This is a genomic window from Sphingobacterium faecale, from assembly GCF_016746095.1.
GTDB classification, from domain to species: Bacteria; Bacteroidota; Bacteroidia; order Sphingobacteriales; family Sphingobacteriaceae; genus Sphingobacterium; species Sphingobacterium faecale.
This window is the reverse complement of sequence record NZ_JAERTY010000003.1, coordinates 295,786-315,625: the sequence shown is the minus strand read 5'-3', so window position 1 is coordinate 315,625 and position 19,840 is coordinate 295,786. Positions and strand designations below refer to the sequence as shown.

The following is a 19,840-nucleotide window of genomic DNA, read 5'->3' as shown; positions in this document are numbered from 1 at the left end:
TAAACTATAGATTAACTGTATTCAGGGATTTTATAGTAACAAATAATAGCGATATTTGAGTATATTTTGTTGTATATGAAGTACCTGATCTGCCTTTTTTTAATATTTCAGTTGAGCTTGAGTTACACTCAGGAATATCAAGTTGTAGAATCTATTGAGTTCGGGGACTATCTCTCTCCCCTGATGAAAATTAAGAAATCAGGTAAAACTTATTATTACCACCCAGCTAGTGATTTTTGGATCGACGATGTCGAAGAACATGCTGCAGATCTGTTTGTCGTTGTTAAGGACGGTAAATATGGCATGTTGAGAGAAGATGGGCAAGTACTGCTGCCCAGCGTATACGATCATATCAAGCTCGAGACACGGTATCAAGGACAATGGCGAGAAGGGGTAGCTTATGACTATAAATTTGCTGTTTTGAAGCGTAAAGGTCGCGTTGGGGTAGCAGACGAACAGGGAAATGTTATTGTCCCATTTGATTACGAAGATGCTAAAGTCATCAATAAGGCAGTGATAGCAGTATCTCAAAAAGGGCTTTGGGGCTGGGTCTCCACTCAGACAGGACAATTGATAAAAGAACCACAATTTGAGTATGTAACAAATTTCTATAATGATGATTTCGTAGAGATCAGGGACGGCGAACAGGCGGGATTGGCGAAAGCGACAGGTGATGTCATTATCCCCATAAAGTACGATGATTATATGCGTATACTTTACGATGGGAAGGAGATCCGTTTCGAAGCGAATATTTCAACTAGTTCATACGTCTTTGATACTACTGGGAATGTGCTGATCTCTGGACATGAGCTCTATCGGGCTATCCAAGGCTCTAATTTGTTAGTCTTTAAAGAAAAAGAATATTTAGGCATTATAGACCCCGTGTCCAAGCAGGTGATTGTACCAGCTTCATTGGAATACATCGGTGGATTTAATCGCAATCTGGCGAATGCAAAAAAGAAGGGAAGGTACGGGGTGATTAGTGCACAAGGGGAGACAGTGCTTGATTTTGAATACGATGAAGTCAGCTTCTTAAAGTCTGATGGCAGATATACCAGTGAATATGTCCCAACAATTTCCTTGGATGAGCGAGACAGTAGTTATGGACTTGACCCCAAATGGAAAGCCCGTATGGAATACGAAAACGAAGTTGATAAAATGCCCTATTTAATAGCAGCAATGAATGACGGACAGAAGGGGATTTATAACTGGGAGGGGAACCTCATTCTTCCTATGGGCAAGTATAGCGGTATAGACGCACATTACTATAATGGAAAGACGGTCTATCGAGTAGAAAATCAAGGTAAAATAGGAGTAGCTGATGAGCTTGGCGAGGAAATTCTTCCTCTGGATTATGTTGTTGAAAACTCCTATCAGTTTTCAAATAGGGGTGTAGAATACCAACCTCAGGTGCTTAAACGCTATTTGGCTTTCTCTAAAGGGAAACGAGAAGGAAGTTACCTCGAGCAAATAGGACTCTTCGATCTGGAGACGAAAAAGCTAATTATACCAATGGCTGAACAGTATATCGATATACTAAATGAAGAGTGGATGCTGGTGCGTAAGCGTTTGGAAAACTATGATAATGCTTTTTACAGTTATAATATAAAGCAAAATCGGATGGACACGTTATTACAGCAAATAGCGGAATGTCATTTAGTAGATAATCGCTATTGGCTGCTTGAGATGAAGAATAAGGAGTATAAGCTCGTCGATTTACAAGGTAGACTGATCTATAAAAATCCAACATGGAGGACTGATGCAGGGTATAACTTACTTCGTTTTCCGGCCTACAATGATAAAAATCATGGCGGATTTTACAGCGGATTGAAGAAAATATACGGTGAAGAAGGGAATCTGTTTATCAATGAACGCTGGGAAGAAAAGCGATTCGAGGGCATAGAGCAGGTTGATGTATTCTATGAAGGAGTGGCATTGGCTGCTAAGCGTGATGTCGGGAGAGAAGGTGAAAGAAGGAAATATAAATATGGGATGATTGATGTAGCAGGTCGCGTGGTATTGCCTTTTGAGTATGATAATGTGTATGCCACAGGGAGCGAAGACGGTATTTTGCAAATACAGAAGGGAAGGCACTATGGCCTGGCACGTCGTGACGGTCATATCTTACTGGAACCTATTTTTGATTATGTAGAGCTGAGTGCCAGCTATCCGAATATTATGCTTACGCAGGACGGGAAGTCAGGTATGGCCGATAAAAACGGAAATAGGGTTGTCCCTGCTATTTATGATGACATCCGTAGAAATTATCACGGCAAAGACAAAACATGGCCCATTATCGTGAAAAAGGATGGCTGGTATTATGTAATGGATAAAGATGGTAATAAAGCTCCGGTCAAGGCCAAAGAATATGAATAAATTGTTACTCTTTACTACCTATTACCTTCACAGCTTAGATAACATTGATCGATCGGGGTGTGTTTCCGATTTGTCAAATTATTCGTAAAAAAACGCAAAAACATTTAATTAATTCATTATTTCTTGCGTTTCTATGCATTTTTGTCGTAATTTAGGCATATACTTTATATGATCCCTTCACGATTGAAAATATAATTATGATAAAAAAATTTATTTATTTCTGTCTACCAGTATTGGGCTTGTTTTCATCGGTTATTACCTTTGCGCAAGTTGATTCTACAAAATACAAAATAGTTGTAGCTTCTATAGAGGAAGGAAAGTCAAAATTCGCCCCTGATAAAAGAACGAAATTGATTGAGTTGACTAGTGCAGATCTGAAAAAGAATACCTATGTCATACAGACAACCGAATCCGATGCGCTTCCTTTCCTTCAGGAGAAACTGCAAAAAAGCGGTGCTCAGGTAAAAGTTCAATTATATCCGGATACTTCAGTAGGAATGAAAACTTTTGGAATTGTTAATTTATCCGTGGCCAATCTGCGGACAAAACCGGGACATGCATCTGAAATGGCGTCGCAAGCTATTTTGGGAACACAAGTTGATATTTTACAGAAATCCAATGGCGAATATAGAGTACGTACGCCTGAAGGTTATATATCATGGGTACCGACCTCTTCGCTTGTTCCGATGACTACAGCAGAATTACAACAATGGAAAAACCGCAAAAAAATAGTATACACCAATGACTTTGGAAAAGCTTACTCTAAGCCAGATGTAAAAAGTATTCGTATTTCAGACCTGGTGTATGGTAATATCCTAGCCCTAGAGAAAGAATCTTCACAATTCTACGAAGTTGCTTATCCCGATGGACGCATTGGCTATGTACCCAAAGATGAGGCTTTGACACTACAAGATTGGATAACCTCAAGAAACCTAACACCCGATAATGTGTTGAATAGTGCCAAGAGCATGTTAGGACTCCCCTACCTATGGGGTGGTACATCAGTCAAAGGTGTAGATTGCAGTGGTTTTACCAAAACAGCATTTTTCATGAATGGCTATGTAATTCCACGGGATGCCTCTCAACAGGTTTTAGTCGGTGAAACAGTAGATATTTTAGGCCAGGATGGTCATTTCGACGCGGAAAAGGCATTAAAAAATCTAAAACCTGCAGATTTACTTTTCTTCGCTGCCGGTAAAGCCAGCAATCCTAATGCGCGGGTGACACACGTGGCGCTCTATATGGGCAATGGAGAATTTATACATTCAGCGGGTACGGTACGTGTTAATTCTATGTTGAAAGACGCAAGTAATTATGACGATTTCCAAACTAGGACAGTCGTTGCAGCGAAACGTTATGTTGGAGCCAAAGATAACGCTATCGTAGCTATTCAAGACAACCCATTCTACAAAAAATAAAAAAGAAAGACATCATGAGCAGCAATTCCTGGGAAACAAAAACAATGGGCAGATTCACATTACGCTTTAGGCCTTACACCTTAGAAATGCGTCATGTCTTTACTGTTGCGTCCTTTAGTCGGACGACTACTCCTGTAGTATTGACTGAAATAGAATACGAAGGACTCATCGGATATGGTGAAGCTAGTATGCCTCCTTATCTTGGTGAATCACAAGAAAGTGTATGCGATTTCCTGCGTCAAGTGGACTTAAGTCACTTTTCTTCTCCATTTGCAACAGATGAAATTCTTCACTATATCGATGTGCTACAAGAAAAGAATACCGCTGCAAAAGCGGCATTGGATATCGCTTTGCACGATTTGTTGGGGAAAATCATGCAACAACCTTACTATAAAATATGGGGGTTAAATCCAGATCGTATTCCTCCAACTTCCTATACAATAGGTATAGATAGCGAAGAGATGATTCGTAAGAAGGTAAAGGAAGCAGAACAGTTTAAGATTTTGAAAGTCAAACTGGGTCTTGATACAGATAAAATGATTATTGAAACTATACGCTCTGTAACTGATGTTCCTCTTTGTGCTGATGTCAATCAAGGTTGGAAAAACAAAGAAGAAGCATTAGAAATGGCACATTGGTTGTACGAACGGAATGTAGTTTTTTTAGAACAACCTATGCCGAAAGAGATGATCGATGAGAATGCTTGGTTGACAGCATACTCACCCATCCCTACGATAGCAGACGAGGGGTGTCAACGATTGATTGACGTCCCCAAACTAAAGGATGTTTATACAGGTATTAATATCAAGCTTATGAAATGTACAGGTATGCGTGAAGCCAAGCAAATGGCAGAATTAGCGCGATCTTTAGAAATGAAGGTAATGCTCGGTTGTATGACCGAAACTTCTTGTGCAATCTCTGCTGCGGCACAACTAGCACCGTTAGTAGACTGGGCAGATTTAGATGGAGCATTACTTATAGGGAACGATATTTACGATGGGATGACAGTACACAATGGACTGTGTATACTGCCAGATCGGCCGGGAATAGGTGTGATAAAAAACACATGATACAGAAAAAATCTCCGGTCGTAAATTGACCGGAGTACCAAATAAAACTTAAAAAAATTATAAACTAAACAAACCTTATTCATGAAAAATCATCTACTCACCGCACTATGTGTGATGGCGAGCGCTGGTTTACAGGTGGTAAACGCGCAGCAGATTTCGGTAGCTGGTAAGGTAACAGACCAAAATGGAACTCCTCTGTCGGGAGTAACAATCTCGGTCAAAGGGACCTCTACTGCAGGATCTACCAATGCCAGTGGACTATTTGCTTTAAATGCAGATCAAAATGCAACACTGATGATTTCCGCAGTCGGCTATCTCTCGCAAGAGATTCAGGTCAAAGGCCGGAAAACAATTAGTGTAACCTTAATTACTAGCGAGAAGGATATTGAAGAAGTTGTTGTAACAGCACTAGGCATACAAAGGTCCCAGAAATCATTAGGATATTCGACTCAAAAAATTGGAGGAGATGATCTTACTTTTACAAAAGAGGCCAATGTATTAGGTTCGCTTGCGGGAAAAGTGGCCGGAGCGCAAGTCACGGGATCCTCTGGTGCGAATCTAGGTGGAACACAAAAGATTAAACTAAGAGGTATCAACTCTGTTACGGGGGGAGGTCAACCACTAATGGTGATCGACGGTACGCCAATATCTAACTCCAACTTCAGTTCAGGTAATGGTAATGGAGTGGACTTAGGTAACGTAGGACAGGATGTGAACCCTGAGGACATAGAAAGTATCAATATCCTTAAAGGCCCCACTGCGTCGGCACTTTATGGAATCCGTGGTCAGTATGGAGTAATTATGATTACTACAAAAAAAGGTAAAAAAGGTCCTAAATCTATCGCGATTGATTTGAACTCAGCAACATCCTTTGAGCAAGTTGGAAACTTTATGCCGTTGCAAAACACTTATGGAGTAGGTAATAATCAGACTTTTCTGAAATTAGCATCAGGAGAGTTGTATGTTAATGGTAATGATGAGTCTTGGGGACCCAAAATGGATGGAACCCCAGTTCGTATGTATTACAGTTTCTATCCGCTAGATGCCGAATATGGTAAGGCTACTCCATTTGTACCCCAACCTGATAACATCAAAGACTTCTTTAACACTGGCGTGAATACAAACAACGGATTGACCATTAGTGGAGGTGGTGAAAATAGTGCAATTCGCTTCTCGTATAATAATGCCTACATAAAGGGGACATATCCGAACACTTGGTTAAAAAGGAATAATTTCGCTATAAATGGCTCTTTGGATATCACAGAAAAACTTACTGCTTCTGCCAATGTTAATTATGCTAACAATAATGGTCAAAGACCCACACAGGGGTATCAAGGATCATTTACTGGTGCTACCCAATGGTTTCAGCGTAATATAGATATTAATAGACTGCGCAATTATAAATATGCTGACGGAACCATTATGAACTGGAACGTTAACCCAGATGGAACAAGTGAGTTGATGGTTAATAATACACCATCAGATTGGAATAATCCTTTTTTTGATGCCTACGAGAATCTGAACAACGACTCGAGAGATCGCTTTTTTGGAGACATCGGTTTGACCTATAAAATACGCTCAAACTTAAAATTGTCTGGCTTTATTAGAAAAGATCAATTTACACAGAATATCAGCCAAAAACTAGCTGTTGGAGGTAGAGCTCATACTGGTGTCGGCTCATTCAATTCAGATCAAGGGTACCGAGTCGGGAAGTTTCAAAATGATGAAACCAACTATGAGGTGTTAGCACAATATGATAAAACATGGAACGATTTTTCTCTCCATGCAAACCTTGGTGGAAATATATATACACGACATTATGACTATCTGAATCAACGGACACAAGGGGGACTTAGTTCGATTGGCTTCTATAATATCGAAGGTTCGATTGATAGACCTATAGCGGAATCCTATAAGCTAAAAGAGCAGACTAGATCGGCTTATGTAATGACATCGCTAGGCTATAAGGACACTTATTTCCTTGATGGTTCGTTCCGTAGAGATATTTCATCGACCTTACCAAAAGACAATAACGCCTATCATTACTCTTCCGTATCAGGCTCATTTGTATTTAGTAATTTGATAGAATTGCCGGTGTTGAGTTTTGGAAAATTGAGAGCATCCTACGCGGTAGCAGGTTCATCCGTATCACCATATTCAACTATTTTAAATTACGAAATAGGGTCTGTATATACCTCAAAAAATGGAACTATCAATACATTCTACGTTCCGGATGTGTTGAATAATCCCAGTTTGAGGCCATCTTTTGCACGTTCTTTTGAGGTAGGAACTGATCTGAAGTTCTTTAATAATAGATTGGGGCTAGACTTCACCTACTACCAACAGCGAAATAAAGATCAGGTTATCGGACTTTCTTCTTCTGTCGCTACAGGGTATTCTAGTTTCACAGTGAATGCAGGAGATATCGAAAATAGTGGTATTGAACTCTCGTTGACAGCTGTGCCTGTACAGTCAGACAGTTTTTCTTGGACGACAACATTAAACGGAGCGAAAAACAACAGTAAGATACATGAGTTAATTCCTGGAATAGATGCTTATCAATTAGATAATAACACTTACTCAAGTCAAACTGTTTATTTATATGCCAATAAAGGAGCGGCATTCGGTTCGTTGGTAGGACCAGGATACAAAAGAGATGAAGCCACAGGGAAAATATTGTTAGATAACGCAAATCTACCGATTCAGGAACTTAATAAAAATTTCGGTTCAGTTATTCCCAATTTTACAGGTGGTTTTATCAACAGTTTTAAATACAAAAACATAGATTTTAATGCCATGATTGATTTTCAATCTGGAGGTAAATTTTTCAGTTGGTCTAAAATGCTAGCGGTAAAATCCGGTCAGGCTGAAGAAACAGCAGTGCTTAACAGCAATGGTAAAAATGTCCGAGATCCACTAGCTGATGGCGGTGGTTTTGAAATAAATGGAATTTCAGAAGCTACTGGACAAGAAGTTAATGCTTTTATTGATGCCAGGACTTATTTTAGAAACCAAATTGGGACTCGAATTTACGAAGAATGGTTATATGATGCGTCTTATATCAAGTTGAGAGAAGTGAGTTTAGGATATACTTTCAATCAAAATCAGCTAGGGAACACACCGTTTAAAACAATCCGCATTGCAGCGATTGCGAGAAATCCGTGGATGATCTGGCAAAAAGCACCCAAAGGACTAGATCCTTCAGAACTATCCTCAGGGAGTGCTAATATCAGTTGGATAGAAAAGGGGGAATTACAAACAGTTCGTTCTTATGGATTTAATCTAAGTGTCAAGTTTTAAAAATTGTAAGTCATGAAAAAACATAATATATTAAGATATCTGTGGCTAGCCATTGGTCCGATGGCAATCCTGTCTTCTTGTACGAAATTCGATGAATCGTATTATGAGAATCCTAATAGACCTAATAAGGCATCTGGAACTCAGCTTATAGCCAATTCTCAGATGTATTTATCTAGTGTTAGCTCTAGTGCCTACGGTGTACACTATCCTCAATATTTAAGCTTGACAACTTATACGGATAATACCCGTTTTATATCGACCAATCTCAATTTTTCTACGTGGTATATTGGTCCATTAATGAATTTGGAAGCTGTCCTTAATAGCGAAAAAGAGTTAAATGCAAATGATGGGCCTGTTGTTAACCAAATCGCTGTTGCGAAAATATTAAAGGCATTTTTTCTTTGGCACGTAACCGATCGATGGGGAGATGTTCCGATGACAGAAGCCCTTAAGGGTATGGAACTGGCTGCTCCTAAATACGATAAACAAGAAGATATTTATACTGCGCTGTTCAAATTACTGGATGAGGCTAATAGCAGTATCGTATTATCTGGAAAGATAAAAAATGATATCGTTTACAATGGAGATATGGGTAAATGGAAAAAACTCGGAAATTCAATGCACATGTTAATGGCCTTAAGGCTATCTAAAGTAAGCCCGGATAAAGGGAAAGCAGAATTCGTAAAGGCGATGAATGCAGGTATACTAACGTCTAACAGTGATAACCTGTCTTACCCACACTTAGCAGAATCCGCACACGAAAACTTTTGGTACAATTCATTTACTGTACAGAAAAGAAACTGGTATGCATTGAGCGAAGTGCTCGTCAATCATATGTTACCCTATAACGATCCTCGTCTCGCCGTTTACGGAGACAAGAACAGTGCAGGTGGCTATGCTGGACTAGAGTTCGGGAAATTAGTGCCTAATCCTGACGTAGATATCCCTAAAGTATCTTTATTTGGTAGCGCCATTAGAAAGCAAGATTCTCCAGTGCATCTAATAACCTACGCTCAACTATTATTTGCACAAGCAGAAGCTGCAAAGTTGGGCTGGATCGGCGGAGGGGATAGTCAGGCAAAAACTTTCTATGAAGAAGCCATAAAACAATCATTTTCTCAGTGGACCGGTGAAAATACTAGTGCAGCGGCTTATTTATCTAATACAGATATAGCATATGATGCTAATAATGCAATCGAACAAATAGCCACACAACGTTGGATACACTTATTCCCTTACGGTTATGAGGGATGGGCAGAATGGCGAAGAACAGGATTCCCTAATCTAACTTTGGCAGCTGATATTAACGGAGGAAATATACCACGTCGTGAAGGGTACCCTACACAGGAAGCCTCAAATAATAAAACCAACTACGAGGCTGCTGTTAAATCATTCCCTTATGGTGGTACAGATGGACTAAATGCTAGAGTATGGTGGGATAAACCATAAAATTATACTTATATGGACAAGGAGACGATAAAACTATCGTCTCCTTGTTATTAAATCCTAAAACATAGTTTTCGCAATTCCACCATCTAGAGGAATAGCGGCACCTGTTAGAAATGAAGCATAGTCAGAGGCTAAGAATGCTGTCAGATATCCGTACTCCTGCGGATTTCCTAATCTATTAACCGGTACAGAGGCGATACGTTGTTTCTTTATATCTTCTACACCTATACCGGCAGAAACTGCTTGAATTTCCATTAGACTATTCAAACGTTCCGTATCAAAATATCCAGTCATAATCGAATTCACAGTGATCCCATCTACAGCCACAGCATTAGAAAGACTCTTGCTCCAAGATACCAGAGCTGTACGCATGGTATTGGAAAGGACTAAACTATCCTGAGGTTCTTTTACTGTCATGGAGGAAACATTGATAATGCGCCCGAACCCTTTACACTGCATATAAGGTAAAGCTAAACGGGTAGTAAATACCGCATTTTGGAACAAGAGCTCAAAAGCGAGTTGATAATCATTCTCCCCTTTATGTAGGATGTCTCCCGCTTGCGGGCCGTTGGTATTATTAACTAAGATGTCAACTTGATACTCATCGAAATACTGAGTTACGTTATTCTTATGAGATTCATAATCATTAAAATCTGTAACTAGATAATGATGCTTTTGCCCTTGAGAAGAATCTAACTCGGATAATAGAACTTTCAGTTTCTCTTCAGAACGAGCCATTAAAGTAACTTCTGCTCCGCATTTTGCCAGTTCTATAGCGATGGCACGCCCAATTCCAGAAGAACTACCACCAACTAGGGCCTTTTTTCCATTTAAAATTATTTTCATGCCTACGATTTAGGGATTTAAAATTTAGATGCTACTTGATAAAAAACACAATCAAACCTACTAAAAGCCCTCGAATTGACAAAAGTCAAAGTTAAATACAATCCAATTAATCTCTCCTTGGATATCCTTCTTCATCCAGATCATCCCTATAATCCTCTTCATCTTTTGATATCTCTTTATCCAGCTTAGATAACTTAAAGTTCTTTTTGTCTGTAATACGCATACCAGATCTTTCTAAATCTTCTTGTTTCAAATTGTCCAAATTTGCATACTCTGATCCTACGAAAGGGTTAGAAACATCATAAGTCGACAGATCTTCCTCAGCCCCTTGACTCAAAGTGTCATAATCTGCCGGATGATCCCAGTCTGGATCATTATCATCAACGTCAAATCGATAGCTTCCCTTTTCTTCATCATAAGTTAGATCATTGACCTCTAGTCCGTCTTCTTGGTCGTCATCCTCAAGAAAATCATTTTCAGGATCTACATAATTATTGAATCCCATGATAACCTCCTATTTTCTTTTGTTAAAAATTCCCATACACTATCTGATAAACAATTTTCAATCAAAAATGGTTTTCTACAAAAGTTGAAGAATTATATTCCTGATAGACTGTTGCTTTTTCCTCTTTGAAATACATTTCGTTTTTTTTATATTTACATAACCACCTTATAAACAATTAGAGTTATGCAGACGAAAACAGAATTTTTGATCTGGGATAAAATAGTCAATAGTGCAAAAAAGCGATTCGACTATGACCTTTATGCCAATAAATTCAAAAACCAGGATCCTGACCTTTTTGATAAGTTAGTTTTACATATCATAGTGGGGTTTGCGGGTGGTGAGTGCCATGAAACCATCTCAACCAACTTACACAATGAACTTCAGCATTTAGGTGTAGAAATAAGAGATCAGATTATAGACACTATAGTAGAGGATAAGCATATCCTATTTAGCGGAGAAATTTATGCAGCATACCTTACATTCTCCATGTTAGAGGATGGACACAGCGAGATTGAAATCTTAGGTTATGTAACCGATTTATTGGAAAGTCCTAAAGTATATTAAACATCCAATAGTTCTATGTAGGATAGCTATTTTATTGTTACTTTCGAAAAGTTTTAACAGTAACGACGATGATTAATTATATCTATTTTGTGGCATTTTGGGCTTGCCAAATTATATCTAGTATTTTTTTCAAATGGGGAGGGTTAAATCCTAAGTACCATTGGCATGCGCTGATAGCCGGAAATATAATACTATTATCCGCGAGTTGGTTCTTAGTGCAGCTGTTCAGGAATGTCTCTCAGCCAATCGTTATAGCTTTGTGTTCGGGCGGGACTTTTATATCTGTACAGTTTGCTATGGCATTGTATTTCAAAACCTCTATTTCTTGGTTACAGATACTTGGTATATTTGTAATTGTAGTGGGTATGATTATGATTACTTTTGGAGATAAAAATCAAGCTCTCTAATCCATTATTTTACCCTCAAAACAGTCCACAAAAAGTTAGATGCCTTCTGAGGACTGTTTTACGGAGAAAAACATAATTTAAATTACTATTATTGGTCTGACATTTCAAAGTCATTAGTCAACTCCACCGCCCAACGAACGGTACAGGTCAATTATACTATTTAGTTTTTCCTGTTCAAGGTTATTGCGCTCCAGATCATTCTGCAGTTTAGCATTCTGCGCACTTATGACTTCGAGATAGGTTGCCATACCGCTTTTATACAACAGCAGGGCATCATTTGTAGCTTTATCCAAAGCTAAACCTCTTTCCAATGTCAAAGCTAACCTATCTGAACTTCCTTTATAGTTGGCTAGACCGTCAGATACCTCAGCTACCGCTAGCAGGGTCGTCTTTTGAAATTGTATAGCAGCTTTCTCCTGCTCCAATACGGCTGTTTGATAGGCTGTTTGCAATTCTTTCTTTTGGAAGATAGGCTGTGTTAGATTTGCCGCAAGATTTTTTGTAATTGACCCCGGTAAATCGAACCAGTTTTTAAATAAGAAAGAGTTTAATCCAGCTTGAGCCGAAAGACTTAATGAAGGATACATTGCCGTTTTCGCAAGTCCGGTTTTGGCATTAAGTGCTATGACGTCATATTCTGCAGCCTTTAGGTCTGGGCGTCGACTCAACAGATGTGCCGGTACACCCGTATTGAAGAGTCCCTGAGGGAGGAGGTTAACCAATTGCACTCCTCGTTGTACACGGTCGGGATACATACGACATAGAATCAATAAAGCATTTTCTTGAACGTTAATTGATTGTATTGAAAGTGGTACAATCAGTTCTGCGGTTTTCTTCTGTGCTTCCGATTGTTCAATAGCGAGCGAGTTGACCTGACCTGACTGATATTGCAGATGTGTGATACGTAGTAGCTCCTCACTTAGTTTTACGTTTTCCTGTGCTATTTTCAATTGTTCGTCCAGCGCTATCAGGCGGTAGTAGGCTTGAGCTACCTGAGCAATGATACGGGTACGTAATGCAGCATAATTTTCCTTTTGACCGAAGTAAGAAGCTCTAGCCTGTTCCTTATACAGTTGGGATTTGCCCCAGATATCTGCCTCCCAAGAAACTGTTATTCCAGCGTTATAGTCGTCTATGTATTTGCTGTTTGTAAACTGACTGCTCATAGCTCCATTTAGACTATTGTTCGATGACCAACCTCTACTACCATTAGCATTAAAAGCAGCAGTAGGGAGCAAGGCCAGTTTAGCCTGCTTCATCAGTAAATCAAGTTGATCTATGCTTTTTAGAGCCATCTGCAAGTCATGATTGTTCTCGAGCGCCTTGTCGATTAAGGTAATCAACAACGGGTCCTGGAAAAATAATTTCCAAGGTAGTTGTATGCTATCCGCCGTCAGCGTTAAGTCTGCGCGATAGTTCTCGGGCAAATCGAGCTCAGGGCGTTTGTATTGCTGCGTTACCGAGCAGGAACTCACAAACAGAATGGTTGCGATTGCGCTATATAATATTTTCATGGTGTTCCTTTGTATTATGATTTAGTATTTATCTCATGCTGTTCTTTTTTCCCAGATGCCTTCTCTTGTAAAAATTGGAACAATGCATATAGAACGGGGATAATAAATACCCCAAGTATCACACCGCTCAGCATGCCTAAAGCCGCGCTGATACTGATCGAAATATTTCCAACTGCCATTCCTCCGGATGAAGCCATCAATGGAATCATACCTGCTATAAAGGCGAGAGACGTCATCACGATAGGACGTAGGCGCGACTGTGCCCCAGCGATAGCTGATTCTATAATCGATAATCCTGTTTTTCTACGTTGTACCGCATATTCGACAATTAGAATCGCGTTCTTGGCAAGTAGTCCGACCAGCATGATCAAACTTACCTGAACAAAGATGTTATTGTCTAGACCGATAGCCTGTATTCCAAGGAAAGCACCGATCACTCCAGTAGGAATCGATAAAATGACAGAAAGTGGAAGAAGGTAACTTTCATACTGTGCTGAAAGAATCAGATAAACAAAGAATATACATAAACTAAGTATGATAATCGTTTGATTACCTGCTGACTTTTCTTCGAGACTAAGCCCTGTCCATTCATAGCTATAGTCCGAAGGTAAGCGGTCAAGTATCGGCTCTATACGACTCATAAGCTCTCCATTACTGATCCCAGGTTGTGGAGATACATTAATCGTCAGTGCATTGTAGAGATTGTACCTATTGACTGCTTCTGGACCATAAACCTTGTTTAATGTTACCAATGTATTGACAGGTACCATTTCTCCCGTTTGACTTCTTACAAATACATTGTTGAAAGCTTGTTCATCCATACGGAATACGCCATCAGACTTTATGCTGACCCGATAGAATTTTCCAAAGCGGGAAAAATCTGCCGATTGATCACCTGAAAAATAAGTCTGGATCGTGTTTAATAACCCAGCAACACTTACTTGCATTTGTTTTGCCTTGTCTTCATCGACTTCCAGTTCCAATTGTGGATAGTCTGTACGAAACATGGTATAGGCGTAAGCGACACCGGGTGTAGCCATCAATTCCCCAATTAATTCATCAGCTTTAGCTTTTAGAACCTGTGGACTACGGCCTACTCTGTCTTGTAAGGCAATCTCGGCGTCATTTGTAATACCATATCCCTCTACTGGAGGCATTCTAAAAGTAAGAATAGTACCTTCCTTTACCGTTGTCAATTGTTGAGAGATCGCTTCTGTGATGACATTGATATCCTTAACCGCGCCACGTTCCTTTTGAGGCTTGAGTTTGACGAATCCCATACCATATCCTGATCCGGCACTACCACTTAGTAGATTGAAGCCAGTGATGGATGTGTTTTCTTGTATAGCTTCGTTGCTTTTCAGCATTTCATTGATTTTCTCTGCCACTTCGGTTGTTTTACTTAACCCCGTTCCTGGAGGCATGTTAAGGACATACATCAGTAAACCATCATCTTCCATAGGTACAAAACTCTTTGGGGTACTCATCATGAGAAATCCCGCTAGTCCGATCGTCCCTATAATCATTCCACCCGCAAGCCATTTCTTTCGGAATAGAAGTTGGATACCCGATACATACTTTCCGGTTAGGTTCTCAAATCCAGCGTTGAATGCTGTTGTGAACCGTTTCACAAAACCTTTCTTCCTATTGTCATGTCCTTCTGCATGATCATTTTTCAAGAACAATGCACATAGGGCAGGAGTAAGCGTAAGGGCATTGACCGCCGATATAATAATAGCGATAGCTAGTGTATACGCAAATTGCTTATAGAAGAGACCTGCCGAACCAGACATAAAACCAATCGGTACAAATACTGCAGACATCACTAAGGTGATGGAGATTACAGCTCCGGTGATCTCACCCATAGCGCCATAAGTAGCCTCTCTAGGGCTGAGATTGGTGCCTTCCATTTTGCCATGCACAGCCTCTACGACGACGATAGCGTCATCGACCACAATTCCGATAGCAAGTACAAGAGCGAATAGGGTCAGCACATTGATTGTAAAGCCAAATACCAATAGGAAAAAGAAAGTCCCTATAATCGCTACCGGAACAGCTATAGCGGGAATGATAGTCGACCGCAAGTCTTGTAAAAACAAAAATACAATGATAAATACCAGTATAAAGGCTTCTATTAAAGTCGCTTTAACCTGACTGGTAGCCTCATCAAGGCGTTCTTTCGAACTGATTACCTTAGAGTATTTAACGCCAGGAGGAAAAGATTTAGACAATTTTTCAACTTCTTTGTTGATACCTATCTCAATCTCATTGGCATTAGAACCTGTAGCCTGCATGATAGCTACGGATACCGCATTTTTGCCATTGGTCGTGTTGTCTCCACTATAGGATATCGAGCCAAATTCGATCCGGGCTACATCGCGAAGACGTACTAGATTCGACTCCTCATTTTTGACAATGATATCTTCATATTGCTCAGGAAGATTTTTCTTTCCTTTATAGCGAATGACATATTCCAACGCGGCATTTGATTCTACGCCCAGTTTTCCTGGTGCGGCTTCCAAGCTTTGGTCTGCAATTGCTGCCGATATATCCGAAGGCTGAAGCCCATGGGACGCCATTTTTTGTGGATCCAGCCAGATACGCATCAAGTAGTCTTTCATACCGTATACCTCTGCCTTTCCAACGCCTTTTACCCTCTTTATCTGTGGCAGCAGGTTGATATTGGCATAGTTCTGTAAGAAAGTCTCATCATAGCGTGAGTTATCTTCCGTATACAGGTTGAACAGCAAAACCATACTGTTTTGTTGTTTGGATGTGGTGAGTCCCATGCGTACAACCTCCTGAGGTAGGATCGGTGTAGCCTGTTGTACGCGGTTCTGCACGTTGACAGCCGCTTGGTCAGGATTTACCCCTTGTTTGAATACAATAGTGATCGAAAAGGAGCCGTCATTGCTGGCTGTGGACCGCATGTATTCCATATCCTCTACACCATTGATCTGTTCCTCAAGCGGTGTGACGACCGAACGGATTACCGTTTCACTATTACCACCAGGGAATGAACCCCAAACGGATACGGTAGGAGGAGCAATGTCTGGGAATCGGGTGATAGCCAGTCGGCTAAGACCCAGTACACCCAGTATTACAATGATTATGGAGATTACCGTCGCAAGTACCGGACGGTCTATAAATTTCTTTAACATGATACTTGTATTAGCTTTGCTTACTGAATCGATAGTGTCGTGTCCTTAGCGGCTACTTTTAAGCCGTCTTGTAACATATCGATTCTGTTAATGGCTATTTTGTCGCCCTGCTGTACACCAGCCTTGACAAAATAGAGGTCTTTTGTTCCACCTTCAATTTCGATGGGAACCATGCTTACGGTACTGCTATCCGATAGCCTGAATACAAAAAACTTGTCCTGAATATCTTTAACGCTCAATTTCGGAAGCTGGATAATATTGTTAACTGTACGGTTGAGCATCACCTTGGCTGCTCCCCCTGAGCGCAACAGCTTGTGCGGATTGCTAAAGACAGCCTTCATCGTGATACTTCCAGTTGCTTTATCAATATTTCCACTGGCGCTTTCCAAGGTTCCTTGTTGGTCATAAGCCGACCCGTCCGCAAGAATTAATGTGACCTGTTTTCCGCTTTGGGATAGCAGGTTTGACTTTTGATAACTGAGGTAATCGGCTTCGCTCAATGAAAAATAAACCTGTACCGAACTGATATCCGAAAGTGTCGTTAGTGCAATAGGATCTGCAGGAGACACAAGGGCACCTTTACGATTAGGAATGCGTCCGATGTAGCCGCTTACTGGGGCTTTTACTACTGTAAAGTCTACGTTTATTTTTGAAGATCCGAGACTGGCTTTAGCTTGTTCGACCTGAGCAACGGCAGACTCATAAGTAGCCATCGCCGTTTTTAGCTGTATCTCTGTTACTACTTTGCCATCCACCAAAGGTCTTAGTTTCTCGATCTCTAAGCGGGCCGTTTCTTGAGCTGCTATTGCAGCTTTAACTGCCGCCTGTCCATTCTTGACCTGCTCTGTATATACCTCCGGACTGATACGGAATAGTGTCTGTCCTTTCTGCACAAAATCTCCTTCCCGCACCAGTACTTCCGAAAGATAGCCTGTGACCTGAGGTTTGATTTCTATATTCACAATACCTTCTATAGCACCGGGATATTCTTTATGTGTGTCTACATCTTCAACTTCAAGGCGGATAAAATCCGTTTCTACAGCAGGCTGTTCCGCTCCATGGTGCTCTGATGTAGATGGTCCACAAGAGGTCAGGAACAAGGCAATTGCCGATGTATAGACTAAAGCGATTTTTACGTGATTCATTGTCATCATAGATTCTACTTCTTTGTATTTTAAGGATGCAAATAAACGTAGACCTTTGATGTATTATATTTATAATCTTACTGAAACGTAGATATTAACGACTGAATTGACGGAATTACTGATGTATTGATTAGCCTAAAAGGTGTTTTTAATAGCCAAGCCAACTTTTTAGAAGAGGTGCTTTATCTCTGCTCACGATGATCTCGATCGAGGAATTGTTTTTTAGTATGACTTTTAGTTTGGAATTGAAATAATTGAACACTCGGGAAATAGAATCTATGTGTACAATAAACTGCCGATTTGCTCTGAAAAATAAACGAGGGTCTAATTGTTTCTCCAACTCATCTAGCGTCTGTGGAATAATGATCTCACTGCCATCGATAAGGTAAGCTTTGGTAATCCGCATTTCAGAAGAAAAATAATGAATGTCGGAGACGAGTATGGTTTTGAATTCATCTCGAAAAGGTATCAGAAAACGGTTCCTATATTCTTTGGGCTGGAAAGCTGTCAAAAGCTTTTCGAAAGATTGTCGATCGGAAATCTGCGTGATATAATCTAGTTTTTCAAAGGCTGCAACTAATTCATCCCTGTCTACAGGTTTTAAGAGGTAGTCAACACTGTATTGTTTAAACGCTTTAATGGCATATTCGTCATAGGCGGTAACGAAGACAATTGGAACTTCTAGTTTGATTTGATTAAAGATTTCAAAGCTCACGCCATCAGAGAGCTGTATGTCCATCATGATGACATCTGGAAAAGGGTTGTTGGATAGCCAATCTACGCTTTCTGCAATACTTTCCAGAACATCTAGGATCACAGCCTGAGGGCGGATCTCCAGGATCAGTCTTTTTAGCCTTTCGGCATTTGGCTGTTCGTCTTCAATTATTAATACATTCATATAGGCTACTTTAATAGGGGAATGGTTACACTAAAAGTTTGTTCGCTTGTGTCTATAGATGGAACTAGGCTTCCTAGAAGGCGGTAACGTCGGATGATATTAGAGATACCAATACCAGAGGATAACGTTGTATGCTCCAGAGGACGTCGGCTATTCTCGACGACGATACATTCCTTGTCGTCTGATCCTATACGGATCAATAAAGGATCCGTTCGGAGGGTCTTGTTATGTTTAAGCGCGTTCTCAACCAACATTTGCAAGGTCATAGGGGGGAGTGAAAGTCCGTAATAAGCTTCGTCAATCTCAATTTCAAAACGTACGCCACTCCCGATGCGTTGTTCTAGTAGAAAAATGTAAGCGTTTAAAAATTTGATTTCATCTTCCAGCTGGACAAGATCTTTTTTGGAATGTATAAGGAGATATCGGTATAGCTTGGTGAAGTTTTCAGCATATTCATGCCCCAATTGTTGATTTGTCAGAATAAGCTCTGACAGTACGCTGAGGTTGTTAAAAACAAAGTGAGGGTCCAGTTGTAGTTTTAGCGATTGTAGTTCGGCCTCTACAGCAAGCTGATTTAATTCTAAAGCATTTAAGGCCGCATTTTTCCAACTGGCTATGAGATAGTCACCAGTATTAATGGCCATTATAGCAAAAGAGATAATTAGACTGACAACAAGCCATCGGATAGATTCTACCGTATCCTGTACGGTAGGTGGGGTTGCCTTCCCGTTTCCATCTTCAAAAAAAGTGATAAAGATAAAAGTCTGTATATAGAGGAGGATAAGTACTGTAGCTAGGGTAGTAGTAGATTCAAGCAATAATCGTTTTATCGGACTATCTTTCCAGGAGATGAAGTTATCTAGTTTTCTGCCAATTAATATACTTGCTTCTGAAACCGCAAAACAAAATAAAAAAGAGATAATACAATCGGCTAGAATATAGCGCCATCCGTGTTGAAAATAGTTTTGCCAGAAATAAGATAAAGGATCCACAATATAGGACACAATATTGTATAAGAAGAATGCCGATGTAGCAATGAGAATCCGTTTGCCCATATCGGTAAAAAAAGCATCCTTCTGTGAAGCTGTGCGATTGATTACTTTAAATTTTTCCTTCAATGTCGTTGTTGCCTTTTAATCTTTCATCTACAAAAATGTGTAAAAACCAGTATATAAACCACTTTAAAA

At 40.1% G+C, this 19,840-nt stretch carries 14 protein-coding genes; 7 read left to right on the top strand and 7 right to left on the bottom strand.

Annotation, left to right across the window (positions count from 1 at the left end; translation table 11 throughout):
* Positions 1-183 precede the first annotated feature (183 nt).
* The 5 genes from JKG61_RS06945 (at position 184) to JKG61_RS06925 (ending at position 9,613) form a co-directional block, all read left to right on the top strand.
* The gene (locus JKG61_RS06945) at positions 184-2,376 is read left to right on the top strand and encodes a WG repeat-containing protein (RefSeq protein WP_202102243.1); all 2,193 of its coding nucleotides are present in this window, start codon (positions 184-186) and stop codon (positions 2,374-2,376) included.
* A 197-nt stretch (positions 2,377-2,573) separates the two neighbouring features.
* Complete coding sequence (locus JKG61_RS06940; RefSeq protein WP_202102242.1) at positions 2,574-3,794, top strand: C40 family peptidase; 1,221 nt, start codon at positions 2,574-2,576, stop codon at positions 3,792-3,794.
* A gap of 14 nt (positions 3,795-3,808) precedes the next feature.
* Entirely contained in the window at positions 3,809-4,864 is a 1,056-nt protein-coding gene (locus JKG61_RS06935) for a dipeptide epimerase (RefSeq protein WP_202102241.1), read from the top strand.
* Between the two features lie 81 nt (positions 4,865-4,945).
* The gene (locus tag JKG61_RS06930) at positions 4,946-8,164 is read left to right on the top strand and encodes a SusC/RagA family TonB-linked outer membrane protein (RefSeq protein ID WP_237249402.1); all 3,219 of its coding nucleotides are present in this window, start codon (positions 4,946-4,948) and stop codon (positions 8,162-8,164) included.
* A gap of 12 nt (positions 8,165-8,176) precedes the next feature.
* Positions 8,177-9,613 carry a SusD/RagB family nutrient-binding outer membrane lipoprotein gene (locus tag JKG61_RS06925; RefSeq protein ID WP_202102240.1) on the top strand — a complete coding sequence of 479 codons (1,437 nt, stop codon included), beginning with the start codon at positions 8,177-8,179 and terminating at the stop codon, positions 9,611-9,613.
* Positions 9,614-9,670: 57 nt separating this feature from the next.
* Here JKG61_RS06925 and JKG61_RS06920 read toward each other — a convergent pair whose 3' ends face one another.
* The gene (locus JKG61_RS06920) at positions 9,671-10,459 is read right to left on the bottom strand and encodes an SDR family oxidoreductase (protein WP_202102239.1); all 789 of its coding nucleotides are present in this window, start codon (positions 10,457-10,459) and stop codon (positions 9,671-9,673) included.
* Between the two features lie 106 nt (positions 10,460-10,565).
* Positions 10,566-10,964, bottom strand: coding sequence for a hypothetical protein (locus JKG61_RS06915; protein ID WP_202102238.1), 399 nt, complete (start codon positions 10,962-10,964; stop codon positions 10,566-10,568).
* Between the two features lie 183 nt (positions 10,965-11,147).
* Between JKG61_RS06915 and JKG61_RS06910 the strand changes: the two genes are divergently transcribed.
* Positions 11,148-11,528, top strand: coding sequence for a hypothetical protein (locus JKG61_RS06910; RefSeq protein WP_202102237.1), 381 nt, complete (start codon positions 11,148-11,150; stop codon positions 11,526-11,528).
* A 68-nt stretch (positions 11,529-11,596) separates the two neighbouring features.
* Positions 11,597-11,935, top strand: coding sequence for a hypothetical protein (locus JKG61_RS06905; protein WP_237249401.1), 339 nt, complete (start codon positions 11,597-11,599; stop codon positions 11,933-11,935).
* A gap of 113 nt (positions 11,936-12,048) precedes the next feature.
* On the opposite strand, the gene JKG61_RS06900 is transcribed toward JKG61_RS06905, so the two are convergent.
* The 5 genes from JKG61_RS06900 to JKG61_RS06880 form a co-directional block, all read right to left on the bottom strand.
* The gene (locus JKG61_RS06900) at positions 12,049-13,449 is read right to left on the bottom strand and encodes an efflux transporter outer membrane subunit (protein ID WP_202102236.1); all 1,401 of its coding nucleotides are present in this window, start codon (positions 13,447-13,449) and stop codon (positions 12,049-12,051) included.
* A 14-nt stretch (positions 13,450-13,463) separates the two neighbouring features.
* On the bottom strand, positions 13,464-16,610 hold the full coding sequence (locus JKG61_RS06895) for an efflux RND transporter permease subunit (RefSeq protein ID WP_202102235.1): 3,147 nt from the start codon (positions 16,608-16,610) through the stop codon (positions 13,464-13,466).
* A 20-nt stretch (positions 16,611-16,630) separates the two neighbouring features.
* On the bottom strand, positions 16,631-17,755 hold the full coding sequence (locus JKG61_RS06890; protein ID WP_202102234.1) for an efflux RND transporter periplasmic adaptor subunit: 1,125 nt from the start codon (positions 17,753-17,755) through the stop codon (positions 16,631-16,633).
* 148 nt (positions 17,756-17,903) lie between these two features.
* A complete protein-coding gene (locus tag JKG61_RS06885) occupies positions 17,904-18,653 on the bottom strand; it encodes a LytR/AlgR family response regulator transcription factor (protein WP_202102233.1) in 750 nt (249 codons plus the stop codon).
* A 5-nt stretch (positions 18,654-18,658) separates the two neighbouring features.
* Positions 18,659-19,771 carry a sensor histidine kinase gene (locus JKG61_RS06880; RefSeq protein WP_202102232.1) on the bottom strand — a complete coding sequence of 371 codons (1,113 nt, stop codon included), beginning with the start codon at positions 19,769-19,771 and terminating at the stop codon, positions 18,659-18,661.
* Positions 19,772-19,840 lie beyond the last annotated feature (69 nt).

Bases quoted from the DNA above. Each gene is read 5' to 3' on its own strand.
- JKG61_RS06945 (WP_202102243.1), top strand. From the start codon at position 184: ATGAAAATTAAGAAATCAGGTAAAACTTATTATTACCACCCAGCTAGT.
- JKG61_RS06905 (WP_237249401.1), top strand. From the start codon at position 11,597: ATGATTAATTATATCTATTTTGTGGCATTTTGGGCTTGCCAAATTATA.
- JKG61_RS06910 (WP_202102237.1), top strand. From the start codon at position 11,148: ATGCAGACGAAAACAGAATTTTTGATCTGGGATAAAATAGTCAATAGT.
- JKG61_RS06920 (WP_202102239.1), bottom strand. From the start codon at position 10,459: ATGAAAATAATTTTAAATGGAAAAAAGGCCCTAGTTGGTGGTAGTTCT.
- JKG61_RS06935 (WP_202102241.1), top strand. From the start codon at position 3,809: ATGAGCAGCAATTCCTGGGAAACAAAAACAATGGGCAGATTCACATTA.
- JKG61_RS06900 (WP_202102236.1), bottom strand. From the start codon at position 13,449: ATGAAAATATTATATAGCGCAATCGCAACCATTCTGTTTGTGAGTTCC.
- JKG61_RS06940 (WP_202102242.1), top strand. From the start codon at position 2,574: ATGATAAAAAAATTTATTTATTTCTGTCTACCAGTATTGGGCTTGTTT.
- JKG61_RS06890 (WP_202102234.1), bottom strand. From the start codon at position 17,755: ATGAATCACGTAAAAATCGCTTTAGTCTATACATCGGCAATTGCCTTG.
- JKG61_RS06915 (WP_202102238.1), bottom strand. From the start codon at position 10,964: ATGGGATTCAATAATTATGTAGATCCTGAAAATGATTTTCTTGAGGAT.
- JKG61_RS06930 (WP_237249402.1), top strand. From the start codon at position 4,946: ATGAAAAATCATCTACTCACCGCACTATGTGTGATGGCGAGCGCTGGT.
- JKG61_RS06885 (WP_202102233.1), bottom strand. From the start codon at position 18,653: ATGAATGTATTAATAATTGAAGACGAACAGCCAAATGCCGAAAGGCTA.
- JKG61_RS06895 (WP_202102235.1), bottom strand. From the start codon at position 16,610: ATGTTAAAGAAATTTATAGACCGTCCGGTACTTGCGACGGTAATCTCC.
- JKG61_RS06925 (WP_202102240.1), top strand. From the start codon at position 8,177: ATGAAAAAACATAATATATTAAGATATCTGTGGCTAGCCATTGGTCCG.